Origin of the sequence: Sphingobium sp. B2D3C, assembly GCF_025961835.1 — a bacterium.
GTDB lineage: Bacteria > Pseudomonadota > Alphaproteobacteria > Sphingomonadales > Sphingomonadaceae > Sphingobium.
The window spans coordinates 1,485,480-1,498,596 of sequence record NZ_JAOQOK010000001.1 but is presented as its reverse complement, the minus strand read 5'-3'; the positions used below and the strand labels follow the sequence as shown (position 1 = coordinate 1,498,596).

At 65.1% G+C, this 13,117-nt stretch carries 13 protein-coding genes; 8 read left to right on the top strand and 5 right to left on the bottom strand.

All coding sequences use genetic code 11. The features are described from left to right. The 7 genes from M2339_RS06935 to M2339_RS06905 all read left to right on the top strand — a co-directional run bounded on the left by M2339_RS06935 (position 1) and on the right by M2339_RS06905 (position 7,856). A complete protein-coding gene (locus M2339_RS06935; protein WP_264587088.1) occupies positions 1-381 on the top strand; it encodes a hypothetical protein in 381 nt (126 codons plus the stop codon). Between the two features lie 57 nt (positions 382-438). Further along, positions 439-741, top strand: a complete 303-nt coding sequence (locus tag M2339_RS06930; protein WP_264570147.1) for a hypothetical protein — start codon at positions 439-441, stop codon at positions 739-741. Positions 742-822: 81 nt separating this feature from the next. Further along, complete coding sequence (locus tag M2339_RS06925; protein WP_264570148.1) at positions 823-1,452, top strand: DedA family protein; 630 nt, start codon at positions 823-825, stop codon at positions 1,450-1,452. Between the two features lie 73 nt (positions 1,453-1,525). Further along, a complete protein-coding gene (gene topA, locus M2339_RS06920; protein WP_264570149.1) occupies positions 1,526-4,111 on the top strand; it encodes a type I DNA topoisomerase in 2,586 nt (861 codons plus the stop codon). A 174-nt stretch (positions 4,112-4,285) separates the two neighbouring features. After that, positions 4,286-5,191, top strand: coding sequence for a sulfate adenylyltransferase subunit CysD (cysD, locus tag M2339_RS06915; RefSeq protein WP_264587089.1), 906 nt, complete (start codon positions 4,286-4,288; stop codon positions 5,189-5,191). Next, a complete protein-coding gene (cysN, locus tag M2339_RS06910) occupies positions 5,191-7,125 on the top strand; it encodes a sulfate adenylyltransferase subunit CysN (RefSeq protein ID WP_264587090.1) in 1,935 nt (644 codons plus the stop codon). The genes cysD and cysN overlap by 1 nt, the downstream gene beginning before the upstream one ends. Further along, complete coding sequence (locus tag M2339_RS06905) at positions 7,122-7,856, top strand: 3'(2'),5'-bisphosphate nucleotidase CysQ (RefSeq protein ID WP_264587091.1); 735 nt, start codon at positions 7,122-7,124, stop codon at positions 7,854-7,856. The genes cysN and M2339_RS06905 overlap by 4 nt, the downstream gene beginning before the upstream one ends. Before the next feature lie 9 nt (positions 7,857-7,865). Here the strand turns inward: M2339_RS06905 and M2339_RS06900 are convergent, their stop codons facing one another. Further along, positions 7,866-8,360 carry a nuclear transport factor 2 family protein gene (locus tag M2339_RS06900; protein ID WP_264587092.1) on the bottom strand — a complete coding sequence of 165 codons (495 nt, stop codon included), beginning with the start codon at positions 8,358-8,360 and terminating at the stop codon, positions 7,866-7,868. A 192-nt stretch (positions 8,361-8,552) separates the two neighbouring features. Here M2339_RS06900 and M2339_RS06895 point away from each other — a divergent pair, with 192 nt between their 5' ends. After that, positions 8,553-11,117 carry a TonB-dependent receptor gene (locus M2339_RS06895; protein ID WP_264587093.1) on the top strand — a complete coding sequence of 855 codons (2,565 nt, stop codon included), beginning with the start codon at positions 8,553-8,555 and terminating at the stop codon, positions 11,115-11,117. A gap of 3 nt (positions 11,118-11,120) precedes the next feature. On the opposite strand, the gene M2339_RS06890 is transcribed toward M2339_RS06895, so the two are convergent. The 4 genes from M2339_RS06890 to M2339_RS06875 form a co-directional block, all read right to left on the bottom strand. Continuing rightward, complete coding sequence (locus M2339_RS06890) at positions 11,121-11,714, bottom strand: GNAT family N-acetyltransferase (RefSeq protein WP_264584929.1); 594 nt, start codon at positions 11,712-11,714, stop codon at positions 11,121-11,123. Then, a complete protein-coding gene (locus tag M2339_RS06885; RefSeq protein WP_264587094.1) occupies positions 11,711-12,139 on the bottom strand; it encodes a ketosteroid isomerase-related protein in 429 nt (142 codons plus the stop codon). Before M2339_RS06885 ends, M2339_RS06890 begins: the two co-directional genes overlap by 4 nt. Before the next feature lie 96 nt (positions 12,140-12,235). After that, positions 12,236-12,457 (bottom strand): hypothetical protein, encoded by a 222-nt coding sequence (locus M2339_RS06880; RefSeq protein WP_264575917.1) that lies wholly within the window; start codon positions 12,455-12,457, stop codon positions 12,236-12,238. Between the two features lie 141 nt (positions 12,458-12,598). Beyond that, positions 12,599-13,084 (bottom strand): RNA pyrophosphohydrolase, encoded by a 486-nt coding sequence (locus M2339_RS06875; protein WP_181559507.1) that lies wholly within the window; start codon positions 13,082-13,084, stop codon positions 12,599-12,601. Positions 13,085-13,117 lie beyond the last annotated feature (33 nt).

Here is a 13,117-nt window from a genome sequence, read left to right as displayed (position 1 = left end):
GTGGCATCGCCTGACACGCCGCCCGCCTGGCAGGGGCGAGGACTGCCCGGCGCGATGATGCGCCGGCTGCTATCCTTGTTGCTCCTTGCGCTCATCGCGGTGCAGGCATGGCCCGACGGTGCCGCGACATTCCAGCCGCGCAACGGCTCGGCTTTCAGCGCTTCGACGGTGGAAGTTGCGCTGGTCCCGCCGGGGCGGAGCGAGTTTACCAAGGCGGAGTTGCATCAGGCGCTGCCGCCGCTCCCCTATGCGCCCGATGTCGTGGCGGCAGGGCACACAGAGGCGGTCCTCCAATTCTTGCCGCGGCTGGACCGCACTGACCCAACCCACGATCAGGCGGCGCGCCGCAACCAAGGCCCACGCCCGCCTCCCTCTGTCTGAAGCTCGGTAATCGCGCCTTCTCGGCGCCCTATCTCACCCGAACTTCGGACAATTATCATGAAACAACTGACGACCCCCGACTCCGGGGCTGTCGCTGCGCAGGCGCGCATCGACGCCTTGATCGCCGCATATCCTGACCTGAACGAGGACGATTTGCGCCGCCTTCTCCACTGGTATCGCAAGGAGGCCTCCTCCTATGATGTCGCGATGCTGTCCGCTCGCGATGACCTGCGGCCCGGCTATGAGCGCTTCTACAAGGATCATATCGAGCGGATTTCGCCCTTCGGCTATACGGCGATATCGATAATTGTTCTGCTCTGCGCCATCGGCGTTTATGCGATCATCAACTATTTGCGCTGATGGGTGTTGAGGCAGGGCGGGTCTGCGTGTTGCAGATCCGCCCGTCTCCTAACGCTAACGCGCGCTGGACTGGAGTTTTCAATGCAGGATTGGGTGTTTGATATCGTGGAGAGCACCGGCCTGTTCGGCGTGTTCCTGCTCATGCTTCTGGAGACCGTGTTCCCCCCAATCCCATCGGAAGTGATCATGCCGGTCGCGGGCGTGCTCGCCGCGCGGGGTGGCATGGGGCTGGGCGGCGTGATCCTGGCCGGTACTGCGGGCGCGATGGCCGGCAATCTGTTCTGGTATGCGCTGGCGCGGATGATCGGCCTGCATCGATTCCGCCCCCTCATCGAGCGATACGGCCGCTGGCTGACGCTCGACTGGCCTGAAGTCGAGCGCGCGCAGGGCCTGTTTCGGCGCTTCGGCGGGCCGATCGTGATGATCGGCCGAGTCCTCCCGACCATTCGCTCGGTCATTTCCATTCCCGCCGGCGTTCTGCGGATGCGGCTGGTCCGCTTTTTCGTGTGGTCGACAGTCGGCACTGCGGCATGGAGCTCCGGCCTGGCGATTGCCGGCTGGGTGCTCGGGCGGCGGTTCAGCAATATTGAGCAGTTCCTCGGGCCGCTGTCGACGGGCATCATCCTGTTGATCGTGCTGATCTATATCTGGCGGCAGGCGACGTGGCACCGCCGGCATGTGGCAGCCGACAAGCCCGATGTCGGCGAGTAAGCATTTCGCTTGACGTTGCGGCCGAGCCGTTTCCAGACTCGCGCGTACACGTAAGGATCGTTAGCGGAACTCTATGCAACTCGTCATCGTCGAATCACCGGCCAAGGCCAAGACCATCGAAAAATATCTGGGAGGCGACTTCCGGGTGTTGGCGTCCTACGGCCATGTTCGAGATTTGCCGGCCAAGGACGGCTCGGTCGATCCGGACGATGGCTTCTCGATGGCCTGGGAGAATTATGGCGACAAGGCGCGCCAGCTCAAGGCGATCACCGACGAGGCCAAGAAGGCCGACCGTCTGATCCTCGCGACTGACCCTGATCGCGAAGGCGAGGCGATCAGCTGGCATGTGCAGGAAGTGCTGCGCAACAAGAAGGCGCTGCCCAAGCTGGTCGATCGCGTGACGTTCAACGCCATCACCAAGGCCGCCGTGACCGAGGCCATGAAGGCGCCGCGCGCGCTCGATGAAGATTTGATCGATGCCTATCGCGCCCGTCGCGCGCTGGATTATCTGGTCGGCTTCACGCTCTCGCCGGTGCTGTGGCGCAAGCTGCCCGGCGCCAAGTCCGCCGGGCGCGTCCAGTCGGTTGCGTTGCGCATCATCGTCGAGCGCGAGCGCGAGATCGAGGCATTCACGCCGCAGGAATATTGGTCCGTCACCGCCGATCTGGAGCAGGCCGGGCAGAGCTTCGAGGCGCGGCTGGTCCGCTGGCGTGGCGAGAAGATAGACCGGCTGACCATCGGCAAAGAAGGCGATGCCAAGGCCGCCAAGGCTGATGTGGAAGCCGGGCGCTTCACCGTCGCCTCGGTCGAGACCAAGCCGGCCACCCGCAATCCGCCGCCGCCCTTCACCACCTCGACGCTGCAGCAGGAGGCCGCGCGCAAGCTCGGTCTTTCAGCCAACGAAACCATGCGCGTCGCCCAACAGCTCTACGAAGACGGCGCGATCACCTATATGCGGACCGACGGCGTACAGATGGATGGCAGCGCCATCTCCGCCGCGCGCAAGGCCATCGCGGACCGCTATGACGGTGGCTATCTGCCGGACAAGCCGCGCATGTACCAGACCAAGGCCAAGAACGCGCAGGAAGCGCACGAGGCGATCCGCCCGACCGAGTTCACGCGCGAGAGCGTGGGTTCGGGCGTTCATGCCAAGCTCTATGATCTGATCTTCAAGCGCGCGCTGGCGAGCCAGATGGCCTCGGCGCGGCTGGAGCGCACGGCGGTCGAGTTCACCGACGGCACCGGCCAGCACGCGTTGCGGGCGACCGGGCAGGTCGTGCTGTTCCCCGGCTTCCTGGCCCTGTACGAGGAAGGCCGCGACGATGTGGCGGATGAGGACGGCAAGCTGCTGCCTGCCATGTCCGCAGGCGACCAGCCGGCCAAGCGCGATGTGCGCGCCGAGCAGCACTTCACCCAGCCGCCGCCGCGCTACAGCGAGGCGAGCCTGGTCAAGCGCCTGGAGGAACTGGGCATCGGGCGCCCGTCCACTTACGCCTCGACGATCCAGACGCTCAAGGATCGCGATTATGTCCGTGTCGAGAAGAACCGGTTTTTTGCCGAGGAGAGCGGGCGGCTGCTGACGGCCTTCCTCGAGCGCTTCTTCGAGCGCTACGTGGCCTATGAGTTCACCGCCGGTCTTGAAGATGAGCTGGACGAGATTTCCGGCGGCCGGGCCCAGTGGCAGGCGGTGCTGGAAGCCTTCTGGCGAGACTTCAAGCCCAAGACGGTCGAGATCATGGATCGCAAGCCGTCCGAGATCACCGCGGAGCTGGACGAATTTCTCGCGCCGATGCTCTTCCCGGAGAGGGCCGACGGCAGCGATCCGCGTGCCTGTCCGCTGTGCGCGGACGGGCGCCTGTCGCTACGCGGCGGGCGCTTCGGCGCATTCATCGCCTGCTCCAATTATCCCGAGTGCAAGTTCACCCGCAAATTCGGCCAGCCTGGGGGCAGCGGCGAGGCAGACACCGGGCCCGAAGAGCTTGGCAAGCATCCCGAGACCGGTGAGCCGATCCTGCGCAAGTCGGGTCGCTTCGGGCCTTATGTCGAAATGGGCGATGGCAAGGAAGCCAAGCGCGCCTCGATCCCCAAGGATCTGCCGGATGGCGAACTGACGCTCGACTGGGCGGTCAAGCTGCTCTCGCTGCCGCGGACGATCGGCGACCATCCCGAGACCGGCAAGCCGATCGTCGCCAGCCTCGGCCGCTATGGTCCCTATCTGGCGCATGAGGGTAAATATGCGCGGCTCGGCTCTACCGTGGAGATTTTCGAGACGGGCATGAATGCCGCCGTCGCGAAGCTGGCGGATGCCGCCAATCGCGGCGGCGCCCGCAAGGCCGCCGAGCCGCTCAAGGTTCTGGGCGCACATCCCCGCACCGAGGCCGAGATCAAGCTGATGGAAGGCCGCTATGGCCCCTATGTCACCGATGGCACCACCAATGCGACTCTGCCCAAGAGCGTGGCGCCGGACGCGCTGACGCTGGAGGAAGCGGCTCAGCTTATCGATGCGCGCGCGGCCGCCGCGCCGGCCAAGAAGAAGGGCAAGAAGGCACCGGCCAAGAAGAAGGCCGCGACCGCCAAGGCGCCTGCCAAAAAGGCCGCCGCCAAGAAGCCTGCCGCGAAGAAAGCGCCGGCAAAGAAGAAGGCGGCAGAAGAGGCTTAAGGGCCCGCTTCTCACGGGGCAGTCGCAAACTCAGGCGCGACTGCCCAAGCCAAACTGTGGCGGATCGTAGGAAAAGCTTGCTGCACCGCCTCTGGTGCTGGGCTAGCAGCGTGGCCAGATTAATCGGCCAAGATTAATCGACATGCCACCGGCCCATCCAGTCCAGGACTTTCCATGACCCGTACGCTCACGCATCTCGAACGCCTCGAAGCCGAGAGCATCCACATCATGCGTGAGGTGGCGGCCGAGGCGGAAAAGCCGGTGATGCTCTACTCGGTGGGCAAGGACAGCGCGGTGATGCTGCATCTGGCGCGCAAGGCCTTCTATCCCTCACCGCCGCCCTTTCCGCTACTCCATGTCGATACGACCTGGAAGTTCAAGGCGATGTACGAGCTGCGCAACCGCATGGCGGAAGAAAGCGGGATGGAACTGCTCGTATACCAGAATCCCGAGGCCAAGGAGCGGGGCATCAACCCGTTCGATCATGGCCCGCTGCACACGGACATGTGGAAGACCGAGGGCCTCAAGCAGGCGCTCAATCTCTACGGCTTCGACGTCGCCTTCGGCGGCGCGCGTCGCGATGAGGAAAAGAGCCGCGCCAAGGAGCGCATCTTCTCCTTCCGCACCGCCAGCCATGGCTGGGACCCCAAGAACCAGCGCCCGGAGTTGTGGAACCTCTACAATGCGAAGAAGGCCAAGGGCGAGAGTATCCGCGTCTTCCCGATCAGCAACTGGACCGAGCTGGACATCTGGCAATATATCCAACTCAATCGCATCCCCATCGTGCCGCTCTACTTTGCGCAGCCGCGCCCGACCGTGGAGCGGGACGGGATGCTGCTGATGGTCGATGACGAGCGCTTCCCGCTGCTTCCCGGCGAGGAACCGGTGATGCGCTCGATCCGCTTCCGCACATTGGGCTGCTATCCGCTCACCGGCGCGGTCGAGAGCGAGGCGAGCACGCTGTCCGAGGTTATTCAGGAAATGCTGCTCACCACCACCAGCGAGCGGCAGGGCCGCATCATCGACAAGGATGGCGGTGCCGCGAGCATGGAGAAGAAGAAGCAGGAGGGCTATTTCTGATGGCTGACGCCACCCTCGAGACGCCGGTCTACCAGACCGATGCCCTCATCGCGCAGGATATCGATGCCTATCTGGAGCAGCATCAGCACAAGTCGCTGCTGCGCTTCATCACCTGCGGCAGCGTGGACGACGGCAAGTCGACCCTGATCGGGCGGCTGCTCTACGACAGCAAGATGATCTTCGAGGATCAGCTTGCCGCGCTGGAGGCCGACAGCAAGCGCGTCGGCACGCAGGGGCAGGAGATCGACTTCGCGCTGCTGGTGGATGGTCTCGCCGCCGAGCGCGAGCAGGGCATCACCATCGATGTCGCCTACCGCTTCTTCACGACGGAAAAGCGCAAGTTCATCGTCGCCGACACGCCGGGCCATGAGCAATATACCCGCAACATGGTGACGGGTGCTTCCACGGCCGACCTCGCCGTGATCCTCATCGACGCGCGCAAGGGCGTGCTGACCCAGACGCGGCGGCATAGCTATCTCGCGCAGCTTGTCGGCATCCGCCACATCGTGCTTGCCGTGAACAAAATGGATCTGGTCGGTTACGACCGCGCCGTGTTCGACAAGATCGTCGCGGATTATGGTGCTTTCGCCAAGGAAATCGGCATCGAGCAGTTCGTGCCCATGCCGATCTCCGGCTTCAAGGGCGACAACATCACGACCCTCTCGGCCAACACGCCCTGGTATCAGGGGCCGACGCTGGTCGATTATCTGGAAACGGTCGAGGTTGATAACAGCGCCGATCAGGCCCGTCCGTTCCGCATGCCGGTGCAATGGGTCAATCGGCCGAACCTGGATTTCCGCGGTTTCTCGGGCCTGGTCGCCAGCGGCGCGATCAAGCCGGGTGATGCCATCCGCGTGCTCCCCTCGGGCAAGACCAGCACGGTCACGCGCATCGTCACGCTGGATGGCGATCTGGACGAAGCCGTTGCCGGCCAGTCGGTGACGCTCTGCTTTGCCGATGAGGTCGACTGCTCGCGGGGCGACGTGATCGCGTCCGCCGAAAATCCGCCGCAGGCCGCCGATCAGTTCGAATCCACCGTCGTGTGGATGTCCGACGATGCCCTGATTCCGGGCCGGGCCTATTGGCTGAAGATCGGCACGCAGACCGTCTCCGCAACGGTCCAGCCGCCCAAATATGTCGTCAACGTCAACACCATGGAGCATCTCGCGGCCAAGACGCTGGAGCTGAATGCCATCGGCGTTGCCGAGCTGACGACCGACAAGGCTATCGTGTTCGAGCCTTATGCCGAGAACCGCACGCTGGGCGGCTTCATCCTCATCGACAAGATCACCAATTCCACCGTTGCGGCGGGAATGTTGAACTTCTCACTGCGGCGGGCGCAGAATGTCCACTGGCAGGCGATGGATGTCAGCCGCGAGGCCCATGCGGCGCAGAAGGGCCAGCAGCCTGCGGTGCTGTGGTTCACCGGCCTGTCCGGCTCGGGCAAGTCGACCATCGCCAACATCGTCGAGAAGAAGCTGTTCGCGCTGGGCCGCCACAGCTTCCTGCTCGATGGCGACAATGTCCGCCATGGCCTAAACAAGGATCTGGGCTTTACCGAGGCCGACCGGATCGAGAATATCCGCCGCGTCGGTGAGGTCACCAAGCTGATGGCCGATGCCGGTCTGATCGTGATCACCGCCTTCATCTCGCCCTTCCGCGCCGAGCGGGACATGGTCCGCGCGATGTTGCCGGCGGGCGAGTTCATCGAGGTGTTCGTGGACACCCCGCTGGCCGAGGCGGAGCGCCGGGACGTCAAGGGCCTCTACAAGAAGGCCCGTGCCGGCGAGCTCAAGAACTTCACCGGGATCGACAGTCCCTATGAAGCGCCCGAGAAGCCGGAAATCCGCATCGACACCCAGGCCCTCACGCCCGAGCAGGCGGCGGACCTCATCGTCGAGCGCATCGTGGGCGTGTGGAGCCCGGATCTGTGACGGACGCAGAGCTGGCCGCGCACCTCGCGGAGGAAGCGGGCCGGCGGCTGCTCGCCTTGCGGGATGAAGCGCGCTTCGACGGAAAGGCGCTCGGCGATGAGGGCGATGCCCTCGCCAATGCCTATCTGTGCGAGGCGCTCCGGTGCGAGCGACCGGACGACGGCCTGCTCTCCGAAGAGAGCCGTGACACAAAGGATCGGCTCGCCAAGTCCCGCGTCTGGATCGTCGATCCGGTCGATGGCACGCGCGAATATGGCGAGGCGCGGGCGGACTGGGCGGTCCATGTCGCGCTCGCCGTAGATGGCGTGGCCACCCTTGGCGCCGTCGCCCTGCCGGATGTGGGACTGGTGATGCGCTCGGACCGGCCGATCGATGTGCCGCCATCGCCTCCGACACCGCGCATGGTCGTCAGCCGCACTCGCCCGGCGCCCGAGGCGCTGTCGGTCGCGCAGGCGCTGGGTGCCGAGCTGGTCCCGATGGGCTCGGCCGGCGCCAAGGCCATGGCGGTCGTGCGCGGCGCGGCGGATATCTACCTGCACAGCGGCGGCCAATACGAGTGGGACAGTTGCGCACCGGTCGCCGTCGCGCTGGCCCATGGTTTGCATTGCTCGCGCATCGACGGGACGCCGCTGCGCTACAATCAGGCCGATGTCTACATGCCCGATCTGCTGATCTGCCGCCCGGACTATGCCGACCGTGTGCTGGCCCTGGTCGGCACGAAGCCGGGGTGACGGGCGGGCTTACCGCTTGATGATCAGCGATTCCGGGCGCTTGCGGGGCACCCATTCGCCCTTGCCGGGGAAGTTCTTCAACACTTCGCCATCCCAAAGGCGCACGGTGCGGCGATGGAACAGCCAGCCCCCGTCCGCGCCCTTCACGGCATGGTCGTCATACCAGCCGGCGAAGCGCAGCAGATAGGGCGGCTCGCCCTCGCATTCGGTCACGAAGGCGAAGGAACGCATCTTTACCGATCCGTCCGGCTGCGGCAAGAACTGCGTCTGGGTGACATGATGCTGCCGGCCCGGAAAGCCCGGCGCATTGCGATAATGCTCGGCAATGCCGCGAATGCCCTCATGGCCCTCCCAGATGTCGGGATCTTCGAAGACTTCTTCCACCATGCGCGCATCGGGTGTGAAGCAGGCGACCAGCCCATCGACATCGCCGGTATCCAGCGCCCAGCTATAGTTGGCGATAAGATCCTGCAGGCCGAGCCTGTCTTCGATCGGCAAAGTCATTGCGCGCCTCTCCTCATATGCTGTGCCATCCCCGCTACGGGCAGGGTGACATTTTAGTACAAATTGCAGGATTGAAGGCGGCGGCGGCATTTTGCAATGCGGTCTTGGCGGACAGGCCAGAAATGAACCCGTTTCGCTGTTTGCCACCCCCATCCGGTCGAGCCTCGGCTCTCCCTCGTTCTGAAGGTTTCTATGCCCGCCAACCGACGCACTGCCGCCGCTCTGTTCCTGGCGACCTCGTCCTTTGCCCTGATGCCCGTAGCGGGAGCGCAAGAAGCGGATACCCACCTCGATGAGGGCGTGGGGACGGATATCGAGGAGATCGTGGTCAGCGGTCAGCGCGAGCGGGGCGCGGTCATCGGCAATGCCACCCCTGAGTTGCAGCTGCGCCCAGCGGACATCCGGGCCCTGGGCGTCAGCACGATCAGCGACCTGCTGACCGAACTCGGTCCTGAGCTGCAGAGCGCGAGCGGAAAGCCGCCGGTGACATTGCTCGAAGGGCACCGCATTTCCGGCTTCCGCGAGATCGCCCGCCTGCCGGCCGAAGCCATCGCGCGGATCGACATCCTGCCGGAAGAGGTTGGCCTTCGCTATGGTTACGGCGCCGACCAGAAGGTGATGAACATCGTCTTGCGCCAGCGCTTCCGCGCGGTCACGGCTGAGGTCGACGGCCGGGTGCCGACCGCGGGCGATGGCGCTTCGCTGGAGCTGGAGGGCGGGCTCTTCCTGATCCGCAACAGCCAGCGGGTGAACATCAGTGCCGAGCATGAGAGCATCGATCCGATTCTGGAGAGCGATCGCGGGCTGGACCGTGCAGAGAGCCCGGCGCGCAGTCTCCAGGCCGCGCAGGAGACGCTGACGCTCAATGCCAGCTATAGCCGCCCTCTGGGCGAACGCACCAAGGCGACACTGAGCGGCGAGCTGGTCACCAATCGGCGGGACAGCCTCGTTGGCCTTACCCTGCCGGGCGTGACGATTCCCGCCGGAACGCCTTACGCGCCGGGCGCGGACGATGTGCTGTTCTACCCGCAACTGGCGGGTGCCAGCGCTCTGGGGCGCGCCTCCAAGAGCCAGACCGGCACGGTCGGCCTCACCGTCAATGCCGAGCGCAGCACGGGGCAATGGACGCTGACCGCCAATTATGCGCGTGCCGAGAGCCGCGTCATCACGGGCCGCCCGTTCGATCTCACAGATTATGCCGACGCGCTGGCGGCAGGCGATGCGGCGGCCGACCCTAGCCTGCCGATCGATGCCGCCTTTCTCAACGCGCGCGCTGCGGACCTCACACGCAGCACCTCGGACACGGCGGACATCACCTTCATCCATAACCGGCCGCTGTTCAGGTTGCCGGCCGGCGAGGTCATGGCCACGATGAAGCTGGGCGGCGCGCTCACGCGGATCGAGAATATGCGTGAGCGCGATCTGGTCCCCTCGGTTCGCGACCTTGGACGGGACAGTGCGACCGGGTCGCTCACCGTGGATATTCCCCTCGTGCCCGCCTCGTCGGGCATCGGGCGCATGTCCGCCAATGCCACGCTCGGGCTCGATCATTATTCGGATGCCGGCACGTTGCGGAACTTCGGGCTGGGTCTCAACTGGTCGCCTCTCGGCTTCCTGTCCCTCTCGGCCGGTTACAGCGATGAAGACTCCGCCGCGACGGTGGCTCAGATCGGCGATGCGCAGACCTTTACGCCCTTCGTGCCGATCTTCGATTTCGCGCGCGGCGAATCCGTGCTGGTGACGACGATCACGGGCGGCAATCCCGATCTCGACAAGGCGCGGGTGAAGACATTCCGGCTCGGAGCCGAAATCTCGGTTCTGCGCGAGCCGCGCCTGCGGTTCGACATATCCTACAATCACCGCGCGACCCAGGGTGGGGTGTCGGCCTTTCCGGGCGTGACGGCGGACACGATCGGCGCTTTCCCGGAGCGGTTCCTGCGCGATGAAAGCGGCCGCCTCACACAGGTGGACCTGCGCCCGATCAACATTGCCGAGCAGACGCGGGAAGTGCTCCGTTGGGGTTTCAGCTTCAGCAAGCGCCTTGCCACCCCGCAGAGCCAGATCGATGCCATGCGGGCTGCCTTCCAGCGGCGGCAGGCCGAGCGGGCCGCGCGCGGGGAGACGGGTGGTACGGATCGGCCGGGCAGAGACGGACAGGCCGGAGCCGAGACGCCACCTGGCGCGGATGGACCCCCTCCGGGCGCTGGACCCGGTCCCCGGCCGGGCGGCTTTGGTCCCGGTGGCCCCGGTGGACGGGGCGGCGCAGGCGGCGGCGGACGTGTCGATTTCTCCATCCATCACGAATGGGCGCTGACCAACACCACGCAATTGGCCCCGAGCCTGCCCGTGCTTGATCTGCTGGACGGCGATACGCTGGGCGACACCAGCGGGCCGTCGCGGCATCTGATCGAGCTGCGCACCGGGATCTCGCAGAGCGGCTACGGTCTGCGGCTGACCGGCAGCTGGCGCAGCCCCTCGCGCGTCAATGGCACCGCAGGGCTGCCGGCCAGCCAGCTGCGCTTCGGTGCGCTGGCCAAGGTGGACGTGCGGGCGTTCGTGAACTTCAATCAGATGCCCGGCCTGATCGAGAAAGCCTCGTTCCTGCGCGGCGCGCGGCTCCAGCTGGGGGTCGAGAATGTCTTCGATGCACGCCAGCGCGTCACGGATGGCAATGGCGCGGTGCCCTTCGCCTATCAGCCCGCCTTCATCGATCCGCTGGGCCGCACCGTCCGGCTGAGCTTCCGCAAGCTGTTCTAGGCGCTACAGGTTGCGGGACCAGAACTGCATCGGGTGGCTGGTCTCGTCCGTCTGGTCGATGTCTTTCCAGCGATATTCCGCTATGACGCCCTCCAGCGGCTGATAGCCCCGCTTGCGCCAAAATGGGCCAAGGTCGCGGGCCTCAGCGGGGCGGAGCGGATGATCGGCAGGGCGAATGACGCCGCAAAAGCAGGTCGCCATCGCGCCAGCCTCGCGTGCGGCCGCTTCGCGCGCATCGAAAAAGGCGTGGCCGAGCCCATGCCCACGATAGGCACCGAGCAGCACGGACTCGCCGAAGTAGAAGAGCCGATCCACCTCGATGCCCTGCGCGCGGAATGGCGCCTGCAGCGGTTCGTCCTGCCCGCTCAGGGGCGAGGCGGTGGCGGCGCCGATGATGGCGCTGCCATCCCGTGCGATGACCAACGCCGCATCGGCGCCGTCGAGAAACGCGCTCAGATAGCGCTGCTCGTAATCGACCGAGCCGTCATAGAGATAGGGCCATTCGCGAAAGACGGTGATGCGCAGGCGGGCGAGATCGTCGATGGCGGCATGGCGTGCCTCGCGGTCCCGTAGCGTCTCGACGGTCAGGTTGCTCACGCTGGCGCGTCTTCCCGGCTGACCTGCGCGATCCAGTCGGCGAGATTATAGTAGACGGTGACACGGCGGATCAGCTCGTCCCGCACCTCGAAAAAGGCCGCGGCCGGCAGCACATAGCTTTGGCCATGCGCGGGAGGCAGGCCGTCCTCGCCGACGAGATACTCACCATGGACGACGAATTCCGCCGCGGCGCGACTGCCATCCTCATTCACCATCAGCGCGATGTCGGCGAGGCGCTCGCGATAGGCGCGGTCCATCCGGCCCAGAAAGGCGCGGAAGGCGTCCTTACCGGATTCCCGTTCGCCCTGATTGATATCATGCACCACATCGTCGGCGAGGCAGGCCAGCATGGTCTCGGCATCGCCGGCATTGAAGGCGTCATAATAGCGCGCGAGGAGGGCGCGGGTCTGGCTTGCTGAGATCATCGCAGGTCTTTCGTGATCCATGGGAGGCGGATCGCAAACCTATTCACGGTTCAACAATCGAGCGCAAGACATGGGCGAACTGGGTGCGCCTTGGCGTCAGTGGCAATAAGTCTGCTTGAGGGTCACGCCATCGATCATCAGGCCGCCCACGATCATCACCGCGCCGCAACAGCTGGCGTAGAGCAGATAGCCCGGAAAGCCGGGGTAAACCTCAAGATAATGGGCGCCGCGTGCGGTCGCGCCCATGGCGACGCCGAAGATCGCCAGATAGGCCTCGAACTTGGTGCGGATGGTGAAGAGGCGGGCGATCTTGCGCATCTCTGGTCCTGTGCATCGCGAGTCCGACGGGCGAGATGCAAAGGTAAGGATCGCGTTAACCATGCGCAATCGCAGGCGGCGGGCGCGTGCTGCAGTTGTTTCAGGATGGGACGGTGCGGGCGTGCCTGCCGGCCCCGATTTTTAGAGCAGGTGCGCAAATTCCTGCACGACGGCGCGATAGACAGGGCGCTTGAACGGCACGATCAGATCCACCAGTCGGTCGGACGTGACCCACTGCCACGCCATGAATTCCTGATGCTCGGTGGCAATGTCGATATCGCTATCCTCGCCCTTGAAGCGCAGCAGGAACCAGCGTTGCGTCTGGCCGCGATATTTGCCGCCCCACAGCCGGCCCATCAGCTCTTCGGGCAGATCGTAAAGATGCTCTTCGGTCGAGCGGGCGATGATGTCGACGAGATCGGCCGCAATGCCGGTTTCCTCGCCCAGTTCGCGCAGCAGCGCCTGCTCAGCCGTCTCGCCCTTGTCGATGCCGCCCTGCGGCATCTGCCAGGCATCGCCCTCCTTGGAATCGAGTCGCTGGCCCACGAACACCTCGCCCTGACGGTTCGCCAGCATGATGCCGACGCAGGGGCGGTAGGGGAGAGAGGCGGGGTCGATCTTGGTCATGACGAGGTCGCGATTTCATCCGTTAAAAGAAGT

Bases quoted from the DNA above. Each gene is read 5' to 3' on its own strand.
- M2339_RS06875 (WP_181559507.1), bottom strand. From the start codon at position 13,084: ATGACCAAGATCGACCCCGCCTCTCTCCCCTACCGCCCCTGCGTCGGC.
- cysN (WP_264587090.1), top strand. From the start codon at position 5,191: ATGGCTGACGCCACCCTCGAGACGCCGGTCTACCAGACCGATGCCCTC.
- M2339_RS06930 (WP_264570147.1), top strand. From the start codon at position 439: ATGAAACAACTGACGACCCCCGACTCCGGGGCTGTCGCTGCGCAGGCG.
- M2339_RS06885 (WP_264587094.1), bottom strand. From the start codon at position 12,139: ATGATCTCAGCAAGCCAGACCCGCGCCCTCCTCGCGCGCTATTATGAC.
- cysD (WP_264587089.1), top strand. From the start codon at position 4,286: ATGACCCGTACGCTCACGCATCTCGAACGCCTCGAAGCCGAGAGCATC.
- M2339_RS06900 (WP_264587092.1), bottom strand. From the start codon at position 8,360: ATGACTTTGCCGATCGAAGACAGGCTCGGCCTGCAGGATCTTATCGCC.
- M2339_RS06880 (WP_264575917.1), bottom strand. From the start codon at position 12,457: ATGCGCAAGATCGCCCGCCTCTTCACCATCCGCACCAAGTTCGAGGCC.
- M2339_RS06895 (WP_264587093.1), top strand. From the start codon at position 8,553: ATGCCCGCCAACCGACGCACTGCCGCCGCTCTGTTCCTGGCGACCTCG.
- M2339_RS06925 (WP_264570148.1), top strand. From the start codon at position 823: ATGCAGGATTGGGTGTTTGATATCGTGGAGAGCACCGGCCTGTTCGGC.
- topA (WP_264570149.1), top strand. From the start codon at position 1,526: ATGCAACTCGTCATCGTCGAATCACCGGCCAAGGCCAAGACCATCGAA.